Annotated in this window: 17 protein-coding genes; 11 read left to right on the forward strand and 6 right to left on the reverse strand. The window is 60.4% G+C overall.

The features are described 5' to 3' along the window. Positions 1-118: 118 nt before the first annotated feature. The 3 genes from hcp to galE all read left to right on the forward strand — a co-directional run bounded on the left by hcp (position 119) and on the right by galE (position 3,999). Positions 119-1,768 carry a hydroxylamine reductase gene (hcp, locus tag AACT07_RS20845; RefSeq protein ID WP_069529838.1) on the forward strand — a complete coding sequence of 550 codons (1,650 nt, stop codon included), beginning with the start codon at positions 119-121 and terminating at the stop codon, positions 1,766-1,768. Between the two features lie 111 nt (positions 1,769-1,879). Further along, on the forward strand, positions 1,880-2,869 hold the full coding sequence (locus tag AACT07_RS20850) for a hybrid-cluster NAD(P)-dependent oxidoreductase (protein WP_069529840.1): 990 nt from the start codon (positions 1,880-1,882) through the stop codon (positions 2,867-2,869). 116 nt (positions 2,870-2,985) lie between these two features. Further along, positions 2,986-3,999, forward strand: a complete 1,014-nt coding sequence (gene galE, locus AACT07_RS20855; RefSeq protein ID WP_040097369.1) for a UDP-glucose 4-epimerase GalE — start codon at positions 2,986-2,988, stop codon at positions 3,997-3,999. Positions 4,000-4,068: 69 nt separating this feature from the next. On the opposite strand, the gene AACT07_RS20860 is transcribed toward galE, so the two are convergent. After that, positions 4,069-4,770 carry a phosphatase PAP2 family protein gene (locus AACT07_RS20860; RefSeq protein ID WP_069529842.1) on the reverse strand — a complete coding sequence of 234 codons (702 nt, stop codon included), beginning with the start codon at positions 4,768-4,770 and terminating at the stop codon, positions 4,069-4,071. A 258-nt stretch (positions 4,771-5,028) separates the two neighbouring features. Here AACT07_RS20860 and mpl point away from each other — a divergent pair, with 258 nt between their 5' ends. Together mpl and AACT07_RS20870 are read left to right on the forward strand one after the other, a co-directional pair. Next, positions 5,029-6,399 carry a UDP-N-acetylmuramate:L-alanyl-gamma-D-glutamyl-meso-diaminopimelate ligase gene (gene mpl / locus AACT07_RS20865; protein ID WP_069529844.1) on the forward strand — a complete coding sequence of 457 codons (1,371 nt, stop codon included), beginning with the start codon at positions 5,029-5,031 and terminating at the stop codon, positions 6,397-6,399. After that, entirely contained in the window at positions 6,396-7,007 is a 612-nt protein-coding gene (locus AACT07_RS20870) for a flavin prenyltransferase UbiX (RefSeq protein ID WP_069529846.1), read from the forward strand. Before mpl ends, AACT07_RS20870 begins: the two co-directional genes overlap by 4 nt. Before the next feature lie 72 nt (positions 7,008-7,079). Here AACT07_RS20870 and AACT07_RS20875 read toward each other — a convergent pair whose 3' ends face one another. Next, complete coding sequence (locus AACT07_RS20875) at positions 7,080-7,694, reverse strand: TetR/AcrR family transcriptional regulator (protein ID WP_042052376.1); 615 nt, start codon at positions 7,692-7,694, stop codon at positions 7,080-7,082. A gap of 201 nt (positions 7,695-7,895) precedes the next feature. Between AACT07_RS20875 and hpt the strand changes: the two genes are divergently transcribed. The 3 genes from hpt to AACT07_RS20890 all read left to right on the forward strand — a co-directional run bounded on the left by hpt (position 7,896) and on the right by AACT07_RS20890 (position 10,225). Further along, a complete protein-coding gene (gene hpt, locus AACT07_RS20880) occupies positions 7,896-8,426 on the forward strand; it encodes a hypoxanthine phosphoribosyltransferase (protein WP_005335618.1) in 531 nt (176 codons plus the stop codon). 111 nt (positions 8,427-8,537) lie between these two features. After that, the gene (locus AACT07_RS20885) at positions 8,538-9,455 is read left to right on the forward strand and encodes an ABC transporter ATP-binding protein (RefSeq protein ID WP_005335620.1); all 918 of its coding nucleotides are present in this window, start codon (positions 8,538-8,540) and stop codon (positions 9,453-9,455) included. Then, positions 9,452-10,225 carry an ABC transporter permease gene (locus tag AACT07_RS20890; RefSeq protein ID WP_019445351.1) on the forward strand — a complete coding sequence of 258 codons (774 nt, stop codon included), beginning with the start codon at positions 9,452-9,454 and terminating at the stop codon, positions 10,223-10,225. Before AACT07_RS20885 ends, AACT07_RS20890 begins: the two co-directional genes overlap by 4 nt. Before the next feature lie 59 nt (positions 10,226-10,284). Here the strand turns inward: AACT07_RS20890 and AACT07_RS20895 are convergent, their stop codons facing one another. Next, a complete protein-coding gene (locus tag AACT07_RS20895; protein ID WP_069529848.1) occupies positions 10,285-12,387 on the reverse strand; it encodes a hypothetical protein in 2,103 nt (700 codons plus the stop codon). 245 nt (positions 12,388-12,632) lie between these two features. Here AACT07_RS20895 and AACT07_RS20900 point away from each other — a divergent pair, with 245 nt between their 5' ends. The 3 genes from AACT07_RS20900 (at position 12,633) to AACT07_RS20910 (ending at position 14,111) form a co-directional block, all read left to right on the forward strand. Beyond that, complete coding sequence (locus tag AACT07_RS20900; protein WP_069529850.1) at positions 12,633-13,040, forward strand: hypothetical protein; 408 nt, start codon at positions 12,633-12,635, stop codon at positions 13,038-13,040. Between the two features lie 119 nt (positions 13,041-13,159). After that, positions 13,160-13,579, forward strand: a complete 420-nt coding sequence (locus AACT07_RS20905) for a MauE/DoxX family redox-associated membrane protein (RefSeq protein WP_069529852.1) — start codon at positions 13,160-13,162, stop codon at positions 13,577-13,579. A 4-nt stretch (positions 13,580-13,583) separates the two neighbouring features. After that, positions 13,584-14,111 (forward strand): rhodanese-like domain-containing protein, encoded by a 528-nt coding sequence (locus AACT07_RS20910; protein WP_069529854.1) that lies wholly within the window; start codon positions 13,584-13,586, stop codon positions 14,109-14,111. Positions 14,112-14,193: 82 nt separating this feature from the next. On the opposite strand, the gene AACT07_RS20915 is transcribed toward AACT07_RS20910, so the two are convergent. From AACT07_RS20915 to panC, 3 genes are all read right to left on the reverse strand, one after another. Continuing rightward, entirely contained in the window at positions 14,194-15,564 is a 1,371-nt protein-coding gene (locus AACT07_RS20915; RefSeq protein WP_069529856.1) for a cation:dicarboxylate symporter family transporter, read from the reverse strand. Between the two features lie 152 nt (positions 15,565-15,716). Continuing rightward, complete coding sequence (locus AACT07_RS20920) at positions 15,717-16,067, reverse strand: putative quinol monooxygenase (RefSeq protein ID WP_047437807.1); 351 nt, start codon at positions 16,065-16,067, stop codon at positions 15,717-15,719. Positions 16,068-16,091: 24 nt separating this feature from the next. Further along, the gene (gene panC / locus AACT07_RS20925) at positions 16,092-16,949 is read right to left on the reverse strand and encodes a pantoate--beta-alanine ligase (protein ID WP_069529858.1); all 858 of its coding nucleotides are present in this window, start codon (positions 16,947-16,949) and stop codon (positions 16,092-16,094) included. Positions 16,950-17,134 lie beyond the last annotated feature (185 nt).

Here is a 17,134-nt window from a genome sequence, read left to right on the forward strand (position 1 = left end):
ACATTGATCTGCATCAAGGGAATCTTAATTGGCAAATTGAATGCCTATTAAGTTTTTCGCGAGAGGAATAGAATCGCCACAAAACAGACAACTGAAATGTCCAATTAGGAGAGACATGATGTTTTGTGTGCAATGTGAACAGACAATTCGTACCCCGGCAGGCAACGGCTGTGCCTACGCACAAGGTATGTGCGGCAAGACGGCGGAAACCTCGGATCTGCAGGATGTACTGATCTACACCCTGCAGGGGCTCAGCGCTTGGGCGCTGGCCGCCCGCGAGCAGGGCATCATGGATCGCGAGGTCGATGCTTTCGTGCCCAAGGCCTTCTTCGCCACCCTCACCAACGTCAACTTCGACTCCGCCCGTATCGTGGCCTACGTCAATCAGGCCATCGCTTATCGCCAGCAGCTGGCCGAGCAACTGGCCGGGATTGCGGTGCAGGTCAACGACTTGCCACGCTCCGCTTACTTCGAGCCAGGTGCCGAGCTGCTGGAACAACTTGCCCATGCCGCATCAGCCGCCCCCAATCGGGGCAAGAGCGAGGTGAACGAAGACATCATGGGGCTGCGCCTGCTCTGCCTCTACGGCCTCAAGGGAGCGGCCGCCTATATGGAGCACGCCCGGGTGCTCGATCAGCAGAGTGACGAGGTGGCCGCCGAATTCCACCGCATCATGAGCTGGCTCAGCACAGACCCGAGCGAAATGGGTCGGCTGTTCAGCTGCGCCATGGAGATCGGTCAGCTCAACTTCAAAATCATGGAGATGCTGGATCTGGGTGAAACCAGCGCCTTCGGCCACCCGGAACCGACCCGGGTCAGAGTCACGCCAATTCCCGGCAAGTGCATTCTGGTCTCCGGCCACGACATGATGGATCTCAAGCTCATTCTGGAGCAGACCAAAGGGACCGGCATCCATGTCTACACCCACGGCGAGATGCTGCCCGCGCTGGCCTACCCCTTCTTCAAGCAGTACCCCCATCTGGTGGGCAACTACGGCTCCGCCTGGCAGAACCAGCAGAAGGAGTTTGCCAACTTCCCGGGCGCCGTGGTGATGACCTCCAACTGCATCATCGACCCGAATGTGGGCAACTACTCGGATCGCATCTTCACCCGCTCCATCGTCGGCTGGCCGGGCGTAACCCATCTGGAAGGGGATGATTTCTCCGCCGTAATCGCCAAGGCGCAAGCGCTGGAAGGCTTCAAGCACACCGAGCTCGAGCACTTCATCACCATCGGCTTTGCCCGCAACGCCCTGATGCAGGCTGCGCCCGCAGTGATTGAGAAGGTCAAAGCCGGAGAGATCAGCCACTTCTTCCTGGTAGGTGGCTGTGACGGCGACAAGGCCGAGCGCGCCTACTTCACCGAGTTTGCCAAGGCGGCGCCGCGCGACAGCCTGCTGCTTACCCTGGGCTGCGGCAAGTACAAGTTCAACAAGCTCGACTTTGGCGACATCGGCGGCATTCCGCGCCTGCTGGACGTGGGCCAGTGCAACGATGCCTACTCCGCCATCCAGTTGGCGCTGGCACTCTCCGAGGCGTTCGAGTGCGGGGTCAACGATCTGCCGCTGACGCTGGTGCTCTCCTGGTTCGAGCAAAAAGCCATCGTCATTCTACTCACCCTGCTCTCCCTCGGGGTGAAAGACATCCGTACCGGCCCGACCGCCCCGGCCTTCCTCACCCCGGCGCTGCTCAAAGTGCTGGAGGAGCAATTCGGTCTGAAAGGAACCACCACTGCCGAGGCTGACTTGGCCGAGATCCTGGCGGCCTGATCGGCACCTCATGTTGTAAGCGTTTGGCGAGCCGCCCGGCTCGCCTTTTTTCTGGATCCGGCTTTTTCACCAGACGTTTTTCGAACCGTTTCAAACCTAAGGAGCCTTGTGATGACCTCTCTCACGCTCACCTGCATTGGCCGCCAACAGAACACCCACGACGTGGTGAGCTGGCAGCTGGCGCCGCTTTCCGGCAACCTCCCTCCCGTACTGGCTGGCCAGTGCATCACCCTGCATACCGAGATCGACGGCCAGCCGCAGTGCCGCGCCTATACCCTCTCCTCCAGCCCACAGGATGCATGCTGGCAAGTGACTATCAAGGATGTGGGACGGGTCTCTTGCCATCTGCACCAGACCCTGCAAGTGGGAGACGAGATCCGGGTGGATGGTCCGTTCGGCGATTTCAACCTGACCGCCTTGCCTTGCGAGCGACCACTGCTCTTGAGTGCCGGTTCCGGCATCACCCCCATGTGGTCCATGTTGCGGGACGAGCTGGCCAAACGGCCGGATGCCGATATCCGCTTTATCCATAGCGCCCGCTCGCCAGCAGATGTGATCTTCGCAGATGACTTGGCTGCACTGGCTGAGGCCCATGCCGGTGTACGGCATACCCTGATTCTGGAAGATGCCCCAGCAGATCACCCCTGGATTGGCCGACTCACCCCCGCCATGTTGGCCGAACTGGCCCCGGATCTGCGCGAACGCCATGTCTATCTCTGCGGCCCGGCCCCCTATATGGCGGCGGTCAGCACCATGCTGGCAGAGCTGGGACTGCCGCCGGAGCAGCTGCATCAGGAGTCCTTTGGCCTTCCTCCAGCAGAGCCTGCCACAACCACCAGCGACCACTTCTGGCTGACCCTGAAAAAGAGCGGCAAAAAGGTGAAGATCCTGCCGGGTCAGACCCTGCTGGCGGCGCTGGAAGCGGCGGGCGAAACCATGATGGCGGCTTGTCGCGCCGGGGTATGTGGCAGCTGTCGTTGCACCACCACAGGTGACATCGAGCGCCAGAGCGTGATGACCCTGAGTGCTCAGGATCTGGAGAGCGGCGTTGCTCTAGCCTGCTCCTGCACCGCGAAAGGGGATATCAGTCTCGATTATTGAGGCGTGGTGCAGGCTTTTGTGAGGTGCGGTGAAGGCGTCATCGGTATCCCAACCTTTTCCCAAGTAGACAGGGGCGCTAGACTCGGCCCCAGTTTCACCAGAACACGGGATAAAAAATGACAATACTGGTCACAGGGGGCGCTGGCTATATCGGCTCCCACACCCTGGTTGAGCTGCTCGGCGCGGGGCAGCAGGTCGTGGTACTCGACAACCTCTCCAACTCCTCACCGGAGTCACTCAAGCGGGTCGAGCAGATCACCGGCAAACCGGTCACCTTCGTCGAAGGGGATGTGCTGGACAGAGCCTGCCTGCAGCAGCTGTTCGCCAACCACCAGATCGAATCGGTCATCCACTTCGCCGGCCTCAAGGCGGTCGGGGAGTCGAGCCAGATCCCGCTCACCTACTACCAGAACAACATCAGCGGCACTCTGGTGCTGTGCGAAGAGATGGCCAGGGCCGGCGTGTTCCGGCTGGTATTCAGCTCCTCGGCCACCGTCTATGGCGATCCCGCCTCGGTGCCGCTGCGGGAAGATTTCCCCACCAGCGCCACCAACCCCTACGGCCGCTCCAAGCTGATGGTGGAGGAGATCCTTCGCGATCTCGCCAAATCCGATCCCCGCTGGGCTATCGTACTGCTGCGTTACTTCAACCCGGTCGGCGCCCACGAGAGCGGCCTGATTGGTGAAGATCCCAACGGCATCCCCAACAACCTGCTGCCCTATATCAGCCAGGTCGGCGTGGGCAAGCTCAAGGAGCTGGGGGTATTTGGCAACGACTACCCGACCCCGGATGGCACCGGCGTGCGCGACTACATCCATGTGGTGGATCTGGCCATCGGCCACCTGAAAGCACTGGCGCGCATCAAGAGCGACACCGGCGTCTTCACCTACAACCTGGGCACAGGTCAGGGCTACTCGGTACTGGAGATGGTCAAGGCGTTTGAAGCGGCCAGCGGCCGACCCATTCCCTACCAGATCAAACCCCGTCGCCCGGGCGACATCGCCGAGTGCTGGGCAGAGCCGACGCTGGCCCGTGCCGAGCTGGGTTGGCAGGCAGAGCGCGGTCTGGAGCAGATGATGGTCGATACCTGGCGCTGGCAAAGCAACAACCCGAACGGCTATCAAGGCTGATCTCTCGCGGATTGATAACAAAACGCCCCGACATTTTCATGTCGGGGCGTTTTATTTTGCGACGCTCAATCAGTGGGTCTGACTGCGCAGCAGCGGCACACGGGCCAATCGGGGGGAAATGCGCTCTATCAGCCGATCCGCCAGCGGGGTCAACAGCAGCCAGGGCAGGCAGAGGGTCGCCAGCCCCAGCGCGCCGACGTAGACATCGGTAAACCAGTGAGCCCCAGCCAGAATGCGCGGCGCGGAAAAGATCGGCACCATCAGCAATGCGGTGACTCCCGCCCAGCGCGGCAGATAGCGCAGGGCAAAACCGGCGAAGATCATCAGGAACAGAGCGTGATCGCCGGGGAAGCTGTCACCGGAAGAGTCCTTGGTCGGAATACCGCTGATCTGGGTCACCCGCAGCGCATCGGCCACCATCAGGGTCGGGCTGGGTCGCTCCACCGGCAATCGGTGACCAAGCTGGTTGATCACCAGAGCACTCAGCAGCATCACTATCCCCATCGCCACCAGCTGGCGACGACCCACCAAATCCCGGGCGAAGAAACAGCGGGCCAGGATCAGCCCCATACAGGCCAGCACCGCCAGATCGAACAGCCGGTTATTGGTGATGGCCACCAGATCGGCCCACAGAGCCGACTGCCCGAGCCAACCGTTAACGGTGTGAAAAATCGTGAGGTCCCACTGATCCCAGGGACCATGAGCGGGCAGCGCAGCCCAACTGATGGCCACCAGACCACCGACCAGATAGCAAAGCAGGAACTTGCCCATGGGGACTCTCCTTTGGAAAAGGGCGATATCGTAAAACTGTAGAGTGCGTCACAAAACCGAAGAATTGTAAGAAAGTGCGACACAATATCAAGTCTCAAATAAAGCCTGCCAGCCCATTCCAATCTCGCATATCCCAACAGCGCCAAGATTTCTGCCTCCGGTGCTGCATCTGTGGGCCTCTCACCATGAGTGCGGCTTGTGCCACCACCGCAACACCCCCTAGAATGCGCACTTCCCTTTACTGCGAAAGGAAGCGGTATGCATATTCACATTCTCGGGATCTGCGGCACCTTTATGGGTGGTCTGGCGGTGTTGGCAAAACAGCTTGGTTACCGGGTGACCGGTTCGGATGCCAACGTCTATCCCCCCATGAGTACCCAGCTCGAGCAACAGGGCATTGAACTGACCGAAGGCTATGACCCCTCCCAACTCGATCCGGCGCCGGATCTGGTGGTGATCGGCAACGCCATGAGCCGCGGCAACCCCTGTGTTGAATATGTGCTGGACCGCAATCTGCCCTATATCTCCGGCCCCCAGTGGCTACTGGAGCACGTGCTGCAAGATCGCTGGGTGCTGGCCGTTGCCGGCACCCATGGCAAGACCACCACCGCCAGCATGTTGGCCTGGGTGTTGGAGTACGCCAAACTGGAACCCGGTTTCCTTATTGGCGGCGTGCCGGGCAACTTCCCGGTCTCCGCCCGTCTCGGCTCCGCCCCCTTCTTTGTCATTGAAGCGGACGAGTATGACTGCGCCTTCTTCGACAAGCGTTCCAAGTTCGTTCACTACCACCCGCGCACCCTGGTGATGAACAATCTGGAGTTCGACCACGCGGACATCTTCCCGGATCTCGCCGCCATCCAGCGCCAGTTCCACCACCTGATGCGCACCGTGCCGAGCAACGGCCGGGTGCTGTTCCCGCAAGCCGATGACAACCTCACCGCCGTACGCAAGATGGGTTGCTGGAGCGAAGTGGAGCTGGTAGGTCAGGACGACGCCAAGTGGAAGGCGGTCAAGCTGGCCGGTGACGGCTCCGCCTTCGAGGTGTGGCTGGATGGCGAAAAACAGGGCGAGGTGCACTGGGAGTGCATCGGCGAGCACAACGTCAACAACGGTCTGATGGCCATTGCCGCCGCCCGTCATGCTGGCGTGATGGTGGAGCATGGCATCGCCGCCCTCTGCCAGTTCAAATCCCCCAAACGGCGGATGGAGCTCAAAGGCGAAGTGGCGGGCATCAGCGTCTATGACGACTTTGCCCACCACCCCACCGCCATCGAGACCACCCTCGGCGGCCTGCGCGCCAAGGTAGGCAGCTCACGTATTCTGGCGGTGCTGGAGCCTCGCTCCAACACCATGAAGCTGGGGGTTCACAAGGAGGAGCTGGCTGGCTGCTTCGATGGCGCCGACGAGGTGTTCTTCTTCCAACCCCCCAACATCGGCTGGGATCTCGGCGAGGTGACGGCCCATATGACCCGACCGGCCAAGGTATTCAACGATCTGGAGACCCTGATCAACCGGCTGGTGGCCGAGAGCCGCGATGGCGACCATATTCTGATCATGAGCAACGGCGGCTTCGGCGGTATTCATGACAAGCTGATCGCCCGACTCAAGGATTACCACGGCGAACTATGAACAAAGCGATCACCCTGGCGCTGACCGGCGCCTCCGGCGCCCCCTACGCCCTGCGCCTGCTCCAGTGTCTGGTACAGGCCGACTATCGGGTCTACCTGCTCGCCTCATCGGCGGCTCGTGTGGTACTCAAGACCGAACAGCAACAGGATTGGCCCGGCTCGCCGAAAGAGCTCTCTGCCTATCTTTGTCGCCAATATGGCGCCAAGGAGGGGCAGATTGTCGCCTGCGGCAAGGAGGAGTGGTTCTCGCCGGTGGCCTCCGGTTCGGCCGCCCCCAAACAGATGGTGGTCTGCCCCTGCTCCATGGGCACCGTCTCGGCCATTGCCAACGGCACCTCCGACAACCTGCTGGAGCGGGCAGCGGATGTGGTGATCAAGGAGCGTGGCCAGCTGATCCTGGTGCCCCGCGAAACCCCCTTCTCGGCGATCCATCTGGAGAACATGCTGAAACTGGCGCGGCTCGGGGTGACCATCATGCCTGCCGCGCCCGGTTTCTATCATGAGCCGAAAAGCATCGCCGATCTGGTGGACTTTATGGTCGCCCGCATCCTCGATCATCTAGGTGTCGAGCATGAGTTGACCCACCGCTGGGGCTATGGCCACCATTGAGCTGACCGCCACATTCGGCCATAAAAAAACGGCGCCACTCAATGAGTGACGCCGTTTTTTCGTTAAGCCGTGTTAGCGAGCCTGAATAGGTGCAGTCACGTACTTGAACAGGAAATCAGTCACCTCTTGGCGCACCGGGCGCTGAGGTTGATTGATCATCTGCATCATCACATAGCCAAAACCGGTCAAAGAGCGGGCCAGATCCTGTGCTGACAGCACGCTGGTGATCTCCCCTGCATCCATGGCGGTTTGCAGCTCGCTGGCGATCAGCTCAAGGCAGTGATCGAGCAGCCGGGTATAGCGGGGCCATACCTCTTCCCGAACCGATGAGCTCCACTCCAGCCAGATACCGGCATAATCCGGTTGATCGTAGGCGGCATCGACAGAGAGGCGTACATGACGCTGGATCTTGTCGAAAATGGAGCCCTGGTCACCGTATGCCTGCGACAGCATTTGGTTCACAAAGCGTTCGATCTCGGCCAGCACCTCATCTACCAACTCCTCGCGGGTGTTGAAATAGTTGAAGACGGTAGCCACAGAGACCTTGGCCTGTTCGGCTATCTCGGCGTGACCTGCACGGCCAATGCCGCGACGGGAGAACACCTCGATGGCACATTCCATCAATTGGGAGCGACGAGCTTCCGGCGACAGCCGGGTACGACGTCTTATTTCTGCGCGTGGTTCCATAGTTTTTATCATCTAATAGTTATTGATTATGGTGTTTATAGTATTTTAACTAATCATGCCTGAGTGCCTGCTAACTCTATCAATTAAAATAAGCCGATAAAAGCACCACGTATCTCTAGCACCCTTCAACATGAGTGGTAGAATCATCGGTTTTGATATTCATGAACGGCCAAATCCCCTTTGGCCTTATGGGAGTAAGTGATGAAACACACCGTCGAGGTGATGATCTCCGAGGCTGAAGTAGCCGCCCGGATCGCCAAATTGGGTGAAGAGATCACCGCCCGCTATCAGGGTTCTGACGAAGTCGTGATGATTGCGCTGCTGCGCGGTTCCTGCATCTTCCTGGCCGACCTCTGCCGCCAGTGCCAGCTGCCCATCACCCTGGACTTCATGACCGCCTCCAGCTACGGCTCCGGCATGCACAGCACCCGTGACGTCCGCATCCTCAAAGACCTGGACGACGACATCAAGGGCAAGGATGTGGTGATCGTGGAAGACATCATCGACACCGGTTACACCCTCAACAAGGTGCGCGAGATCCTCTCCCTGCGCGAGCCGAAATCCCTGGCCATCTGCACCCTGCTGGACAAACCCTCCCGCCGCGAAGTGCAGGTGCCGGTCGACTGGATTGGCTTCGCCATTCCGGACGAATTCGTGGTCGGCTGTGGCATCGACTACGCCCAGAAGTACCGCAACCTGCCGTTTATCGGCAAAGTGGTACCCCAGGAGTAAGCCAGGTTCAGGAATATCACGGGTGAAGCGGCCTTGCGCCCTTTACTCTGTGCAGGCGGCCTTGGCCGCCTTTTCTGTATCGAGCCGGATTCAACCATCACAGAGGTTGCAATGAACGCACTGGAAATCAGCGGCCTGAAAAAGACCTATCAGGGGGGCGTTGAAGCCCTTAAAGGCATCGATCTTACCGTCAGGCAGGGGGATTTCTTCGCCCTGCTCGGCCCGAACGGCGCGGGCAAATCCACCACCATCGGCGTCATCAGCTCGCTGGTGAACAAGAGCGCCGGCAAGGTGAAGGTGTTTGGCTACGACATCGACAGCGATCTCGAACAGGCCAAGGCCCAGCTCGGACTGGTGCCGCAGGAGTTCAACTTCAGCCAGTTCGAGAAGGTGATCCAGATTGTCACCCATCAGGCCGGTTTCTACGGCGTACCCAAGGCGGAAGCCAAGATCCGCGCCGAGAAGTACCTGCGCCAGCTCGATCTGTGGGAGAAGCGCGACATGCCTGCCCGCACCCTCTCCGGCGGCATGAAGCGCCGCCTGATGATCGCCCGCGCCCTGATGCACGAGCCCAAGCTGTTGATCCTCGATGAGCCGACCGCCGGGGTCGATATCGAGATCCGCCGCTCCATGTGGACCTTCCTCAAGGATCTCAACGAACAGGGTGTCACCATTATTCTCACCACCCACTATCTGGAAGAGGCCGAGATGCTCTGCCGCAACATCGGCATCATCGACAAGGGTCGTCTGATCGAGAACACCAGCATGAAGAATCTGCTGGGCAAGCTGGGTCGCGAGACCTTCCTGCTCGACCTTGCGCCAGGTTCTGCCGTACCCGAGGTGCCAGAGTTCAACGGCCGCATGCCGGATGAGCGCACCCTTGAGGTGGATCTCGACAAGAGCCAGTCACTCAACAGCCTGTTCGAGCAGCTGTCGAGCCAGCAGGTGCAGGTAGTGAGCATGCGCAACAAGGCCAACCGGCTGGAAGAGCTGTTCGTCAATCTGGTCGAAGAGGGGAGAAAAGCATGAATCTGGCCATCTATTACATCGCCTTCAAGAGCATTCTGGCCAAAGAGGTAAGCCGCTTTACCCGGATCTGGATCCAGACCCTGGTGCCACCGGCCATCACCATGAGCCTCTACTTCGTCATCTTCGGCAACCTGATCGGTTCGCGCATCGGTGACATGGGCGGTTTCACCTACATGGAGTTCATCGTGCCCGGCCTCATCATGATGTCGGTGATCACCAACTCCTACTCCAACGTTGCCTCCTCCTTCTTCAGCGCCAAGTTCCAGCGCAATATCGAGGAGATGCTGGTCGCACCGGTGCCCAACTACGTCATCATCGCCGGTTACGTGGGCGGTGGCGTGGCACGCGGCCTCTGTGTAGGCCTTATCGTCACCCTGGTGTCGCTGTTCTTCGTGCCACTGCAGATCCACCATCTGTTCAGCGTCTGCTTCACCGTGCTGCTCACCGCGATCCTCTTCTCGCTGGGTGGCCTTATCAACGCGGTGTTTGCCAAGACCTTCGACGACATCAGCATCATCCCCACCTTCGTGCTGACCCCCCTCACCTATCTGGGCGGAGTGTTCTACTCCATCAGCCTGCTGCCACCCTTCTGGCAGGGGGTCTCCCAGGTGAACCCCATCATCTACATGGTGAACGCGTTCCGTTACGGTTTCCTCGGTATCTCCGACGTGCCACTCGGCACCGCCTACCTCATCATCATCGGCTTCATCGTGGCCCTCTACGGTATCGCCTGGTGGCTTATCTCCCGGGGTACCGGACTGCGCCACTGATTGCCAAAACGGGCACCTCGCGGTGCCCGTTTTCATTGTCCTGCAGGCCTCGGGATGACCTAGACCCGGATGGCGTGATCCTTGAGCAGCCGGGCGGTGAGCTCAAGCTTTTCGTTGCGCTCAGCGGCCCGCTCGGGAACCGTGACGCCACCCTGCTCATCGACCCGCTCCTGACCGAAGGCATCGTCGATAGCCTGCGCCATGGCGGTGCGACCAGCCGCGAGATCGGGATCGATCAGGCTCTCCTGCATCCGGATCCGGTTTTCGCTGGCCGCCAGCTGCAGTTCCTCCAACTGGGTGGCGAGAGTGACAATCCGGTTATCGACCCGCTGGGCCAGTTCGAAGAGACGGTTTTCATTCCCTGCCGCCATCGCCAGTTCATCTAGCTGCTCCCCTTTGCGCTGATCAAAGTTGCTTACCGCACGAGCAGCCAGCTCCAGTGCATACGCCTTGGTTGCCATAGCGTTGACTCCGCCCTCCCAACCGACATCGGACCCCACCCCCAGTGTCACGCCAAGGGTAGTATGAAACTTGGCTCCATCCGGCCCGAAAGCCGCAGTCGCACCGGCCGATGCACCGACACCCAGATTGGCGGAGGCGCGTACCTTGGCCGAAAGGCTATAGGCATCCGCATACTGACTCTTGAGCAGATTGAGCTGGGCACTCCCCTCTGCTTTCATACCAGCAAAGGCCGAGGCGTTGGCCGTTACGCTGACCACTGGCCCATTGGGGGTCATGATAGCCGCTGCACCGGCCTCCAGCTTGGCATTGGCTACCACCTCGGCCGAGCCTGCCAGCTTGGCGTTAAGCAGGTTGCCGATAGTCCAGTTCCCCTCAACCGACAACCCCAGCCTGCTCACCAGCTCGGCACTGGCCCCGATGCGCAGCAGACTAAGGTCATGGGGTCCCGGGGTGTAGCGCGATCCGTCGGTATCATTGACGATCTTGTTCACGGGATTGAACACCAATGAGCCCTCCGCCTTGCCAATCACCAGCTCGGCCTTGGCACTCGCCTTGTTCTCCTGGGTCAGAGCCACCTTGCCGGCAAACTCTCCTACCGGCGTATCGCGACGCCCCTCCCACTTGCCAATCTCGATCTTGGCGAAAGCCTCCACCAGCGCACTGGCACTGACCAGCCCGAGCCCGCCAAAGGCCTTCTGGCTCACGGGCTCACCCGGTTTCAGCTCCTTGCTGGCAGCAGAGAGAGGGCTCTTGAGCTCGGCCCGGACCCCACTCTGATAGTGCTTGCCTGATGCGCCCTCTCCCTGCCAAAGCGCCTTCTCCTGCGCCTCGCGCTCAAGCCAGGGCTCATCCAGTCCATCCACCAGCGCGGTCAGCAGCTCGGTCCTGAGCAGGCCAATCTCCCCCTGCTTGCTCACCTGCTGCTGAATGCTGAGATCCAGAACCTCCTTGAGGTGGCCCAGCTCCAGCAACTGACTGTGGGTAAGCAGGATATCGCGACCATTCTCCTCGGCAGTGGCTTGCGGCTTGAGCTCACCCAGTGCGGGCAGGGCCTGACGCAAGGTCCCGCAAAACAGCTGCCACTCGTGGCTTGCTGCGACCTCTTCACGGGTCGGCACCCGCTCCAACCGCCGCGCCATCATCCCCTCACTCACCCCGAACATCAGGTCTAGCCCCCCTTGCAGCTCCCGCTTGAACAAGTCGTTGGCCCCCTCCTGTTGCAGGCGAGCCAACTCGCTGCACCACTGGCGGATCTGCTGGTTACTCTCGATAGGCTGATTGACCCTCCCCTGTTCGTTGCAGACCCACGCCAGCTGAAATGAGGGAGGCTTGCCACCCTGTGCCAACGCCTGACGGCGGACAGCGATGTCATCGACCAGTTTTTGCAACACGGGATCCTGCTGACGGGAGCGATTCTTGCCCGAGTCGATCCAGAACTGCAGCGCCTGTTCGATCTTCGCCAGCCCGGCCAGTGAAGGTGTTGGCTGGGCCTGATAGTGCCGTACCGCCTGCTTGACCGCCTTGAGTTCCGGGCTCTGCCGATGGCCAATACCGCGGCGGATCCCCCTCTCGAACTCCCGGTTACCGGTATCCAGCAGCCGTAGTCTGGCGTTGCCAAGGCGAGCAGTAGCAGGAGGTGTAGCATCAGGGGTTGTCTGCTGATGACGGCTTAGATCGATATCCGGGGAGGCAATTTTCATGGCAAGAAACCTGCGTTGATGAGAGAGAAGATACTCAGCGTACGCCGCCCCCCCTTGTCACCCTGTCAGCGATGGTCCCGCTTTTTTAGGATTCGGACTGACCCGTAAAAGATGTCTGTCAGCTCACAATTTCGGCACAATCACCCGCCCCACCGACCAAAAACGCTAAAAAAATGACGACAAGTGATAAGCAGCCACCGATCAGCCGCATAGGGTGTCACTCTCCCCCTGCCCGAGGTTTGGCCATGTATCACGCTCTCATCACCGCCCTGTACACACAACTTGGACTTCCGCTTCCGGTGGCCGGACAGACAGCCACCACCCTAGCCATCAACGACGAACTGGTGCTGACGCTGGCTGAGGATGAGGGCCATCTGGTGATCTATCTACTGCTACCGGGCCACGCCATGCCCAACACGCCCCTGCTCAACCACCTTGGCGACGAGCCGGTGTTTCTGCTGGATCAGACCGAGCAGGGAGAGACCCTGATCTGGGCCCGCGAGTGGCTCGATCACCTGACGATCGACAGCCTGCTGCTACTGCTCGAGCGGGCCATCGAGCTGGCTGCCGAACTGCTGACCCACCAGCACGACAGGGAGCAATCGACACAACCACAACAACCCGCCTCCACAACCGCCACCATCAGGGTCTAGCGCCCCCATTCTGGTCACTGTCTCGCAAAATCGAGATTTATCTTGTTTGGCATGGGTTTAGTCATTGCGGCTCAATCGGGAATTGTTAGAATTCATCCCTCTCTATAAAGAGGTAGAACATGCCTGCGTTGTTGCGCATGCTGGCCAATCTGGCACTGGGGGGATTCTTCCTCGCCTCTGCCGGGTTCAAGCTGGTCTCCCCCGCCCTGTTCATCGAGCAGATCGGCGCCTTTGGCCTGATCTGGCCGCCGCTGATCCCGTTCGCGGCCTGGGGGCTGATCGCGCTGGAGCTCTGCGCCGGGCTTGCAGTCATCGCCAACCGGCGCTGGGGACTGTGGCTGGTGATCGGGCTGCTCGCCCTGTTTATTCCGGTGTTGGGCTATGGCGTTGCCATCGGGCTCGACATCTCTTGCGGCTGTCTGGGCAGGGCTGATCTCGGCTCGTTGCCAGAGGCCATTGTGCGGGATCTGCTGCTACTGACGCTTGCGGGCGCCCTGCTGCGAACTTCCCGCCCCGTTTTTCCCGTTCTAAAGGAGTAGTGACATGATGACATTGCGATCCCGCACTCTGCTGGCCTCGCTGATCGCCGCCAGCTTTGCCCTCGCGGGCTGTGGCGATAACCAGTTCGAGCAGGAGGTGAAGCTTGAGCAATCGGCTGTGCAGCTGGCACAGGAGGCGCAGCAGGGTGGTTATCAGCTGCTGACCGTTACCGAGCTGAAGACCCGGATGGACAAGGGCGAGGAGCTGGTGATCATCGACACCATGCCCTATGAGGACTCCTACAAGAAAGAGCACATTCCGGGCGCCAAGAACTTTGTCTTCGTGAAGGAGGCCAAGTCCGGCGACAACTGGAGCGAGATCGTCGAGGGAAGCGGCACGGCGGAGCAGTTCCAGGCGCTGTTGGGTGAAGACAAGTCCCGTCCTGTGGTGATCTACTGCGGCTTCGTCAAGTGCGGTCGCAGCCACAACGCCGCCGCCTGGGCGGTGACTCAGGGCTATCAGCAGGTCTATCGGGTGCCGGGCGGCATCTTCGCCTGGAAAGGCGCCGGTTACCCCGTCTCTGCCGAATAACCGCGCCTGTTCACAAGGCAACACAGCTGACATAAAGAAGCCCGCAACAGCGGGCTTCTTTCATATTGGGTAACGCTGGGGGTTAGCTGGCGGCCTGCTCAAGGGGCTGCGGCTGCTCCACTTGGGTCAGCTGCTGCTTGCCCAGCAACCGCTTGGTGATCATCGCCGCCATGATGGATCCATTGACGTTGAGAGCTGTGCGGCCCATATCCACCAGCGGCTCGATGGCGATCATCACCCCCACCAGCGCGATGGGGAAGTTGAGAGTAGAGAGCACGATCAGCGCGGCGAAGGTGCCGCCACCGCCGACGCCGGCCACCCCGATGGAGCCCAGCGCAATCACCGGCAACAGAGTCAGCAGGAACAGGGGATCAAACGGGTTGATGCCGAGCATGGGGGCAATCATCGCCACCATCATGGCCGGATAGATACCGGCGCAGCCGTTCTGGCCGAGGTTGGCACCGAACGAGGCGGCAAAGTTGGCGATGCTGGCGGGCACACCAAGGCGCTGCTGGGTCTCGATGCTGAGCGGAATGGAGGCGGCGCTGCTGCGGGAGATAAAGGCGAAGGTGAGCACGCCCCACACTTCCCGAAGATAGTGCAGCGGGTTCTGGCCGATCAGCAACAGGATCACCATGTGCACCGCAAACATCGCCAGAATGGCGACGTAGCAGACCAGAATAAAACCGAGCAGGCTGAGGATCTCGCTCAGCGGATAGTGGGCCACCACCCGGGCGATCAGCGCCATCACACCATAGGGAGTCAGCGCAATCACCACCCGCACCATCTTCATCACCCACAGTTGCAGGGTGTCGATGGCCACGGCGGCACGAGCACCAGCCTCTGGATGCTCCGCCTTCAACTGCAGCAGGGCAACCCCGGCCAACACGGTGAAGATCACCACGCCGATCACCGAGAGGCCGCGGCTACCCGCCATATCGGCGGCAAAGTTGGTGGGCACCAGCGAGAGCAGCAGGGCCGGCAGGGTCTGGGCACTGTCGATGGTGCTCATGCTCTGTTGCAGCGCAGCGCTGTCGCTGCCGTGACTCAACAACCCGGCTGCCGTGAGACCGCTCAGGTGGGTGATGGTCATCCCCACCACACCGGCGATCATCACCAGGGTCAGCATGGAGCCGATCAGCACGGCGCTGATCTTGCCGAGAGACTGGGCCTGCTCCAGCTTGTTGATAGCGGAGAGGATGGAGGTAAACACCAGCGGCATCATCACCACCTTGAGCAGGCTGACATAGCCACCGCCGACGATATTGACCCACTCCAGGGTCTGCTGAACGCCGGCATCATCGGCGCCCCACCCCAATTGCAGCGCCAGCCCGAACAGGGCGCCAAGCAGCAGACCTGCAAGTACCTTGCGCGAGAGCGGCAAACCGGTAGGCAACCGGGTGAGAGCAAAACAGAGCAGACAGAAAACAAGCGATGCAATCAGGACAAACATCATGAGTACCTGTAGCGGCCATCAGGCCAAAAGTGGATAGAAACGAAGGGAGATGCGGGCTGGGCCGCAGAACAAAACGCCGGGATGCAGGAGAGTGCAGGCGTGAAAAAGCAGCGGACGCCCGAGGGGGCGTCCGCTGGCAATCGGGGGTATTACTTCTTTACGGGGGCGTCGTACTGTTCGGGTTCGTCGCTATAGACGCAGACATTCCACTTCGCGGCCAAACCATCTTCCGCCAGGCAGTAACGCTCGAAGAACGCGGTGATCTCGGCGCGCTGGCAGTGCGCCTCGAAAGCCGCCATATCTTGCCAAATCTCGTTGAACACGATGGGGAAGCTCTCCCCCTCGGCAAAGGGGCTGGCGATGTGGCGGGTTACCCGATATTGCAGGCAACCATCCTCACGCAGGGTGTTGGGCTCGAGCGCCTGCAGCACCTGAAACAGGGCCTGCTCCTGACCGGGTTTGGGCAGGAATTGGGCAATGCAGTAAACCTTCTTGGACATGGGGTCCTCCTGGTTGTGGCGGGCTCAGGCTTGCTGCAGCGTGACCACTTGATTGTCGATAAGGCGTGCCTTGCCAAGATAAGCGGCCATCAGGATCACCAGCTGTACGCTCTCGTCAGTGGCGGATTCGAGGGTGGCGGCATCGACGATGTCGATGGCATCGGTACGAAAACCGGCGTTGTCGAGACGCTGGCTGGCCTGCGCCACCAAGGAGGGCAGGTGGTGGTCACCCGCTTCGATCTGCTCGGCGATCCAGTTCATGGTGCGCGCCAGCTCGGGGGCGATGGCCCGCTCGGCAGCTGTCAGGTAGCCGTTACGCGAAGAGAGCGCCAGCCCGTCTTCGGCCCGCACGGTGGGCACGCCGACGATCTCGATGGGCATCGCCATGTCGGCCACCATCTTTCGAATAAGCGCCAACTGCTGGTAATCCTTCTGGCCAAAGCAGGCCACATCCGGCTGTACCAGATTGAACAGCTTGGTGACGACGGTACTGACACCACGGAAGTGACCCGGGCGCAGCGCCCCCTCCAGCAGATTGGAGAGACCCGGCACCTCGACGAAGGTCTGGCTCGCCAGCCCCTGCGGATACATGATCTCCGGGGTCGGGGTGAACACCATATCGACACCGGCCGCTTCCAGCGCAGCGCAATCCTGCTCCAGAGAGCGCGGATAGTTGGCAAGATCCTCGGCCTTATCGAACTGCATCGGGTTGACGAAGATGCTGACCACCACCTTCTCGGCGTGGCTGTGCGCCTCTTTCACCAGCGTCAGGTGGCCCTGATGCAGGTTACCCATGGTGGGCACGAATGCGATGGCACGCCCTTCACGGCGCCATTGGCTGATCTGCTCACGCAGAACAACTGGATTATTTACGACCAACATCAGCAGTTCACCTTCCGATAAATCAAAAAGAGAGACGGGTTGCATCCACAGATAGCGCTCGGGCGGGATGGTGCACGAACATGGCTATCAGCAGTTCACCTTTAGATGAATCAATAAGATACGGATTAGCTATACGGATTAACTGCGCGAGGCTGAGAAGCAGAGACGGGGGCCGCAGCCCCCAT

Origin of the sequence: Aeromonas sp. ANP5 (assembly GCF_963870295.1) — a bacterium.
Taxonomy (GTDB): Bacteria; Pseudomonadota; Gammaproteobacteria; order Enterobacterales; family Aeromonadaceae; genus Aeromonas; species Aeromonas veronii.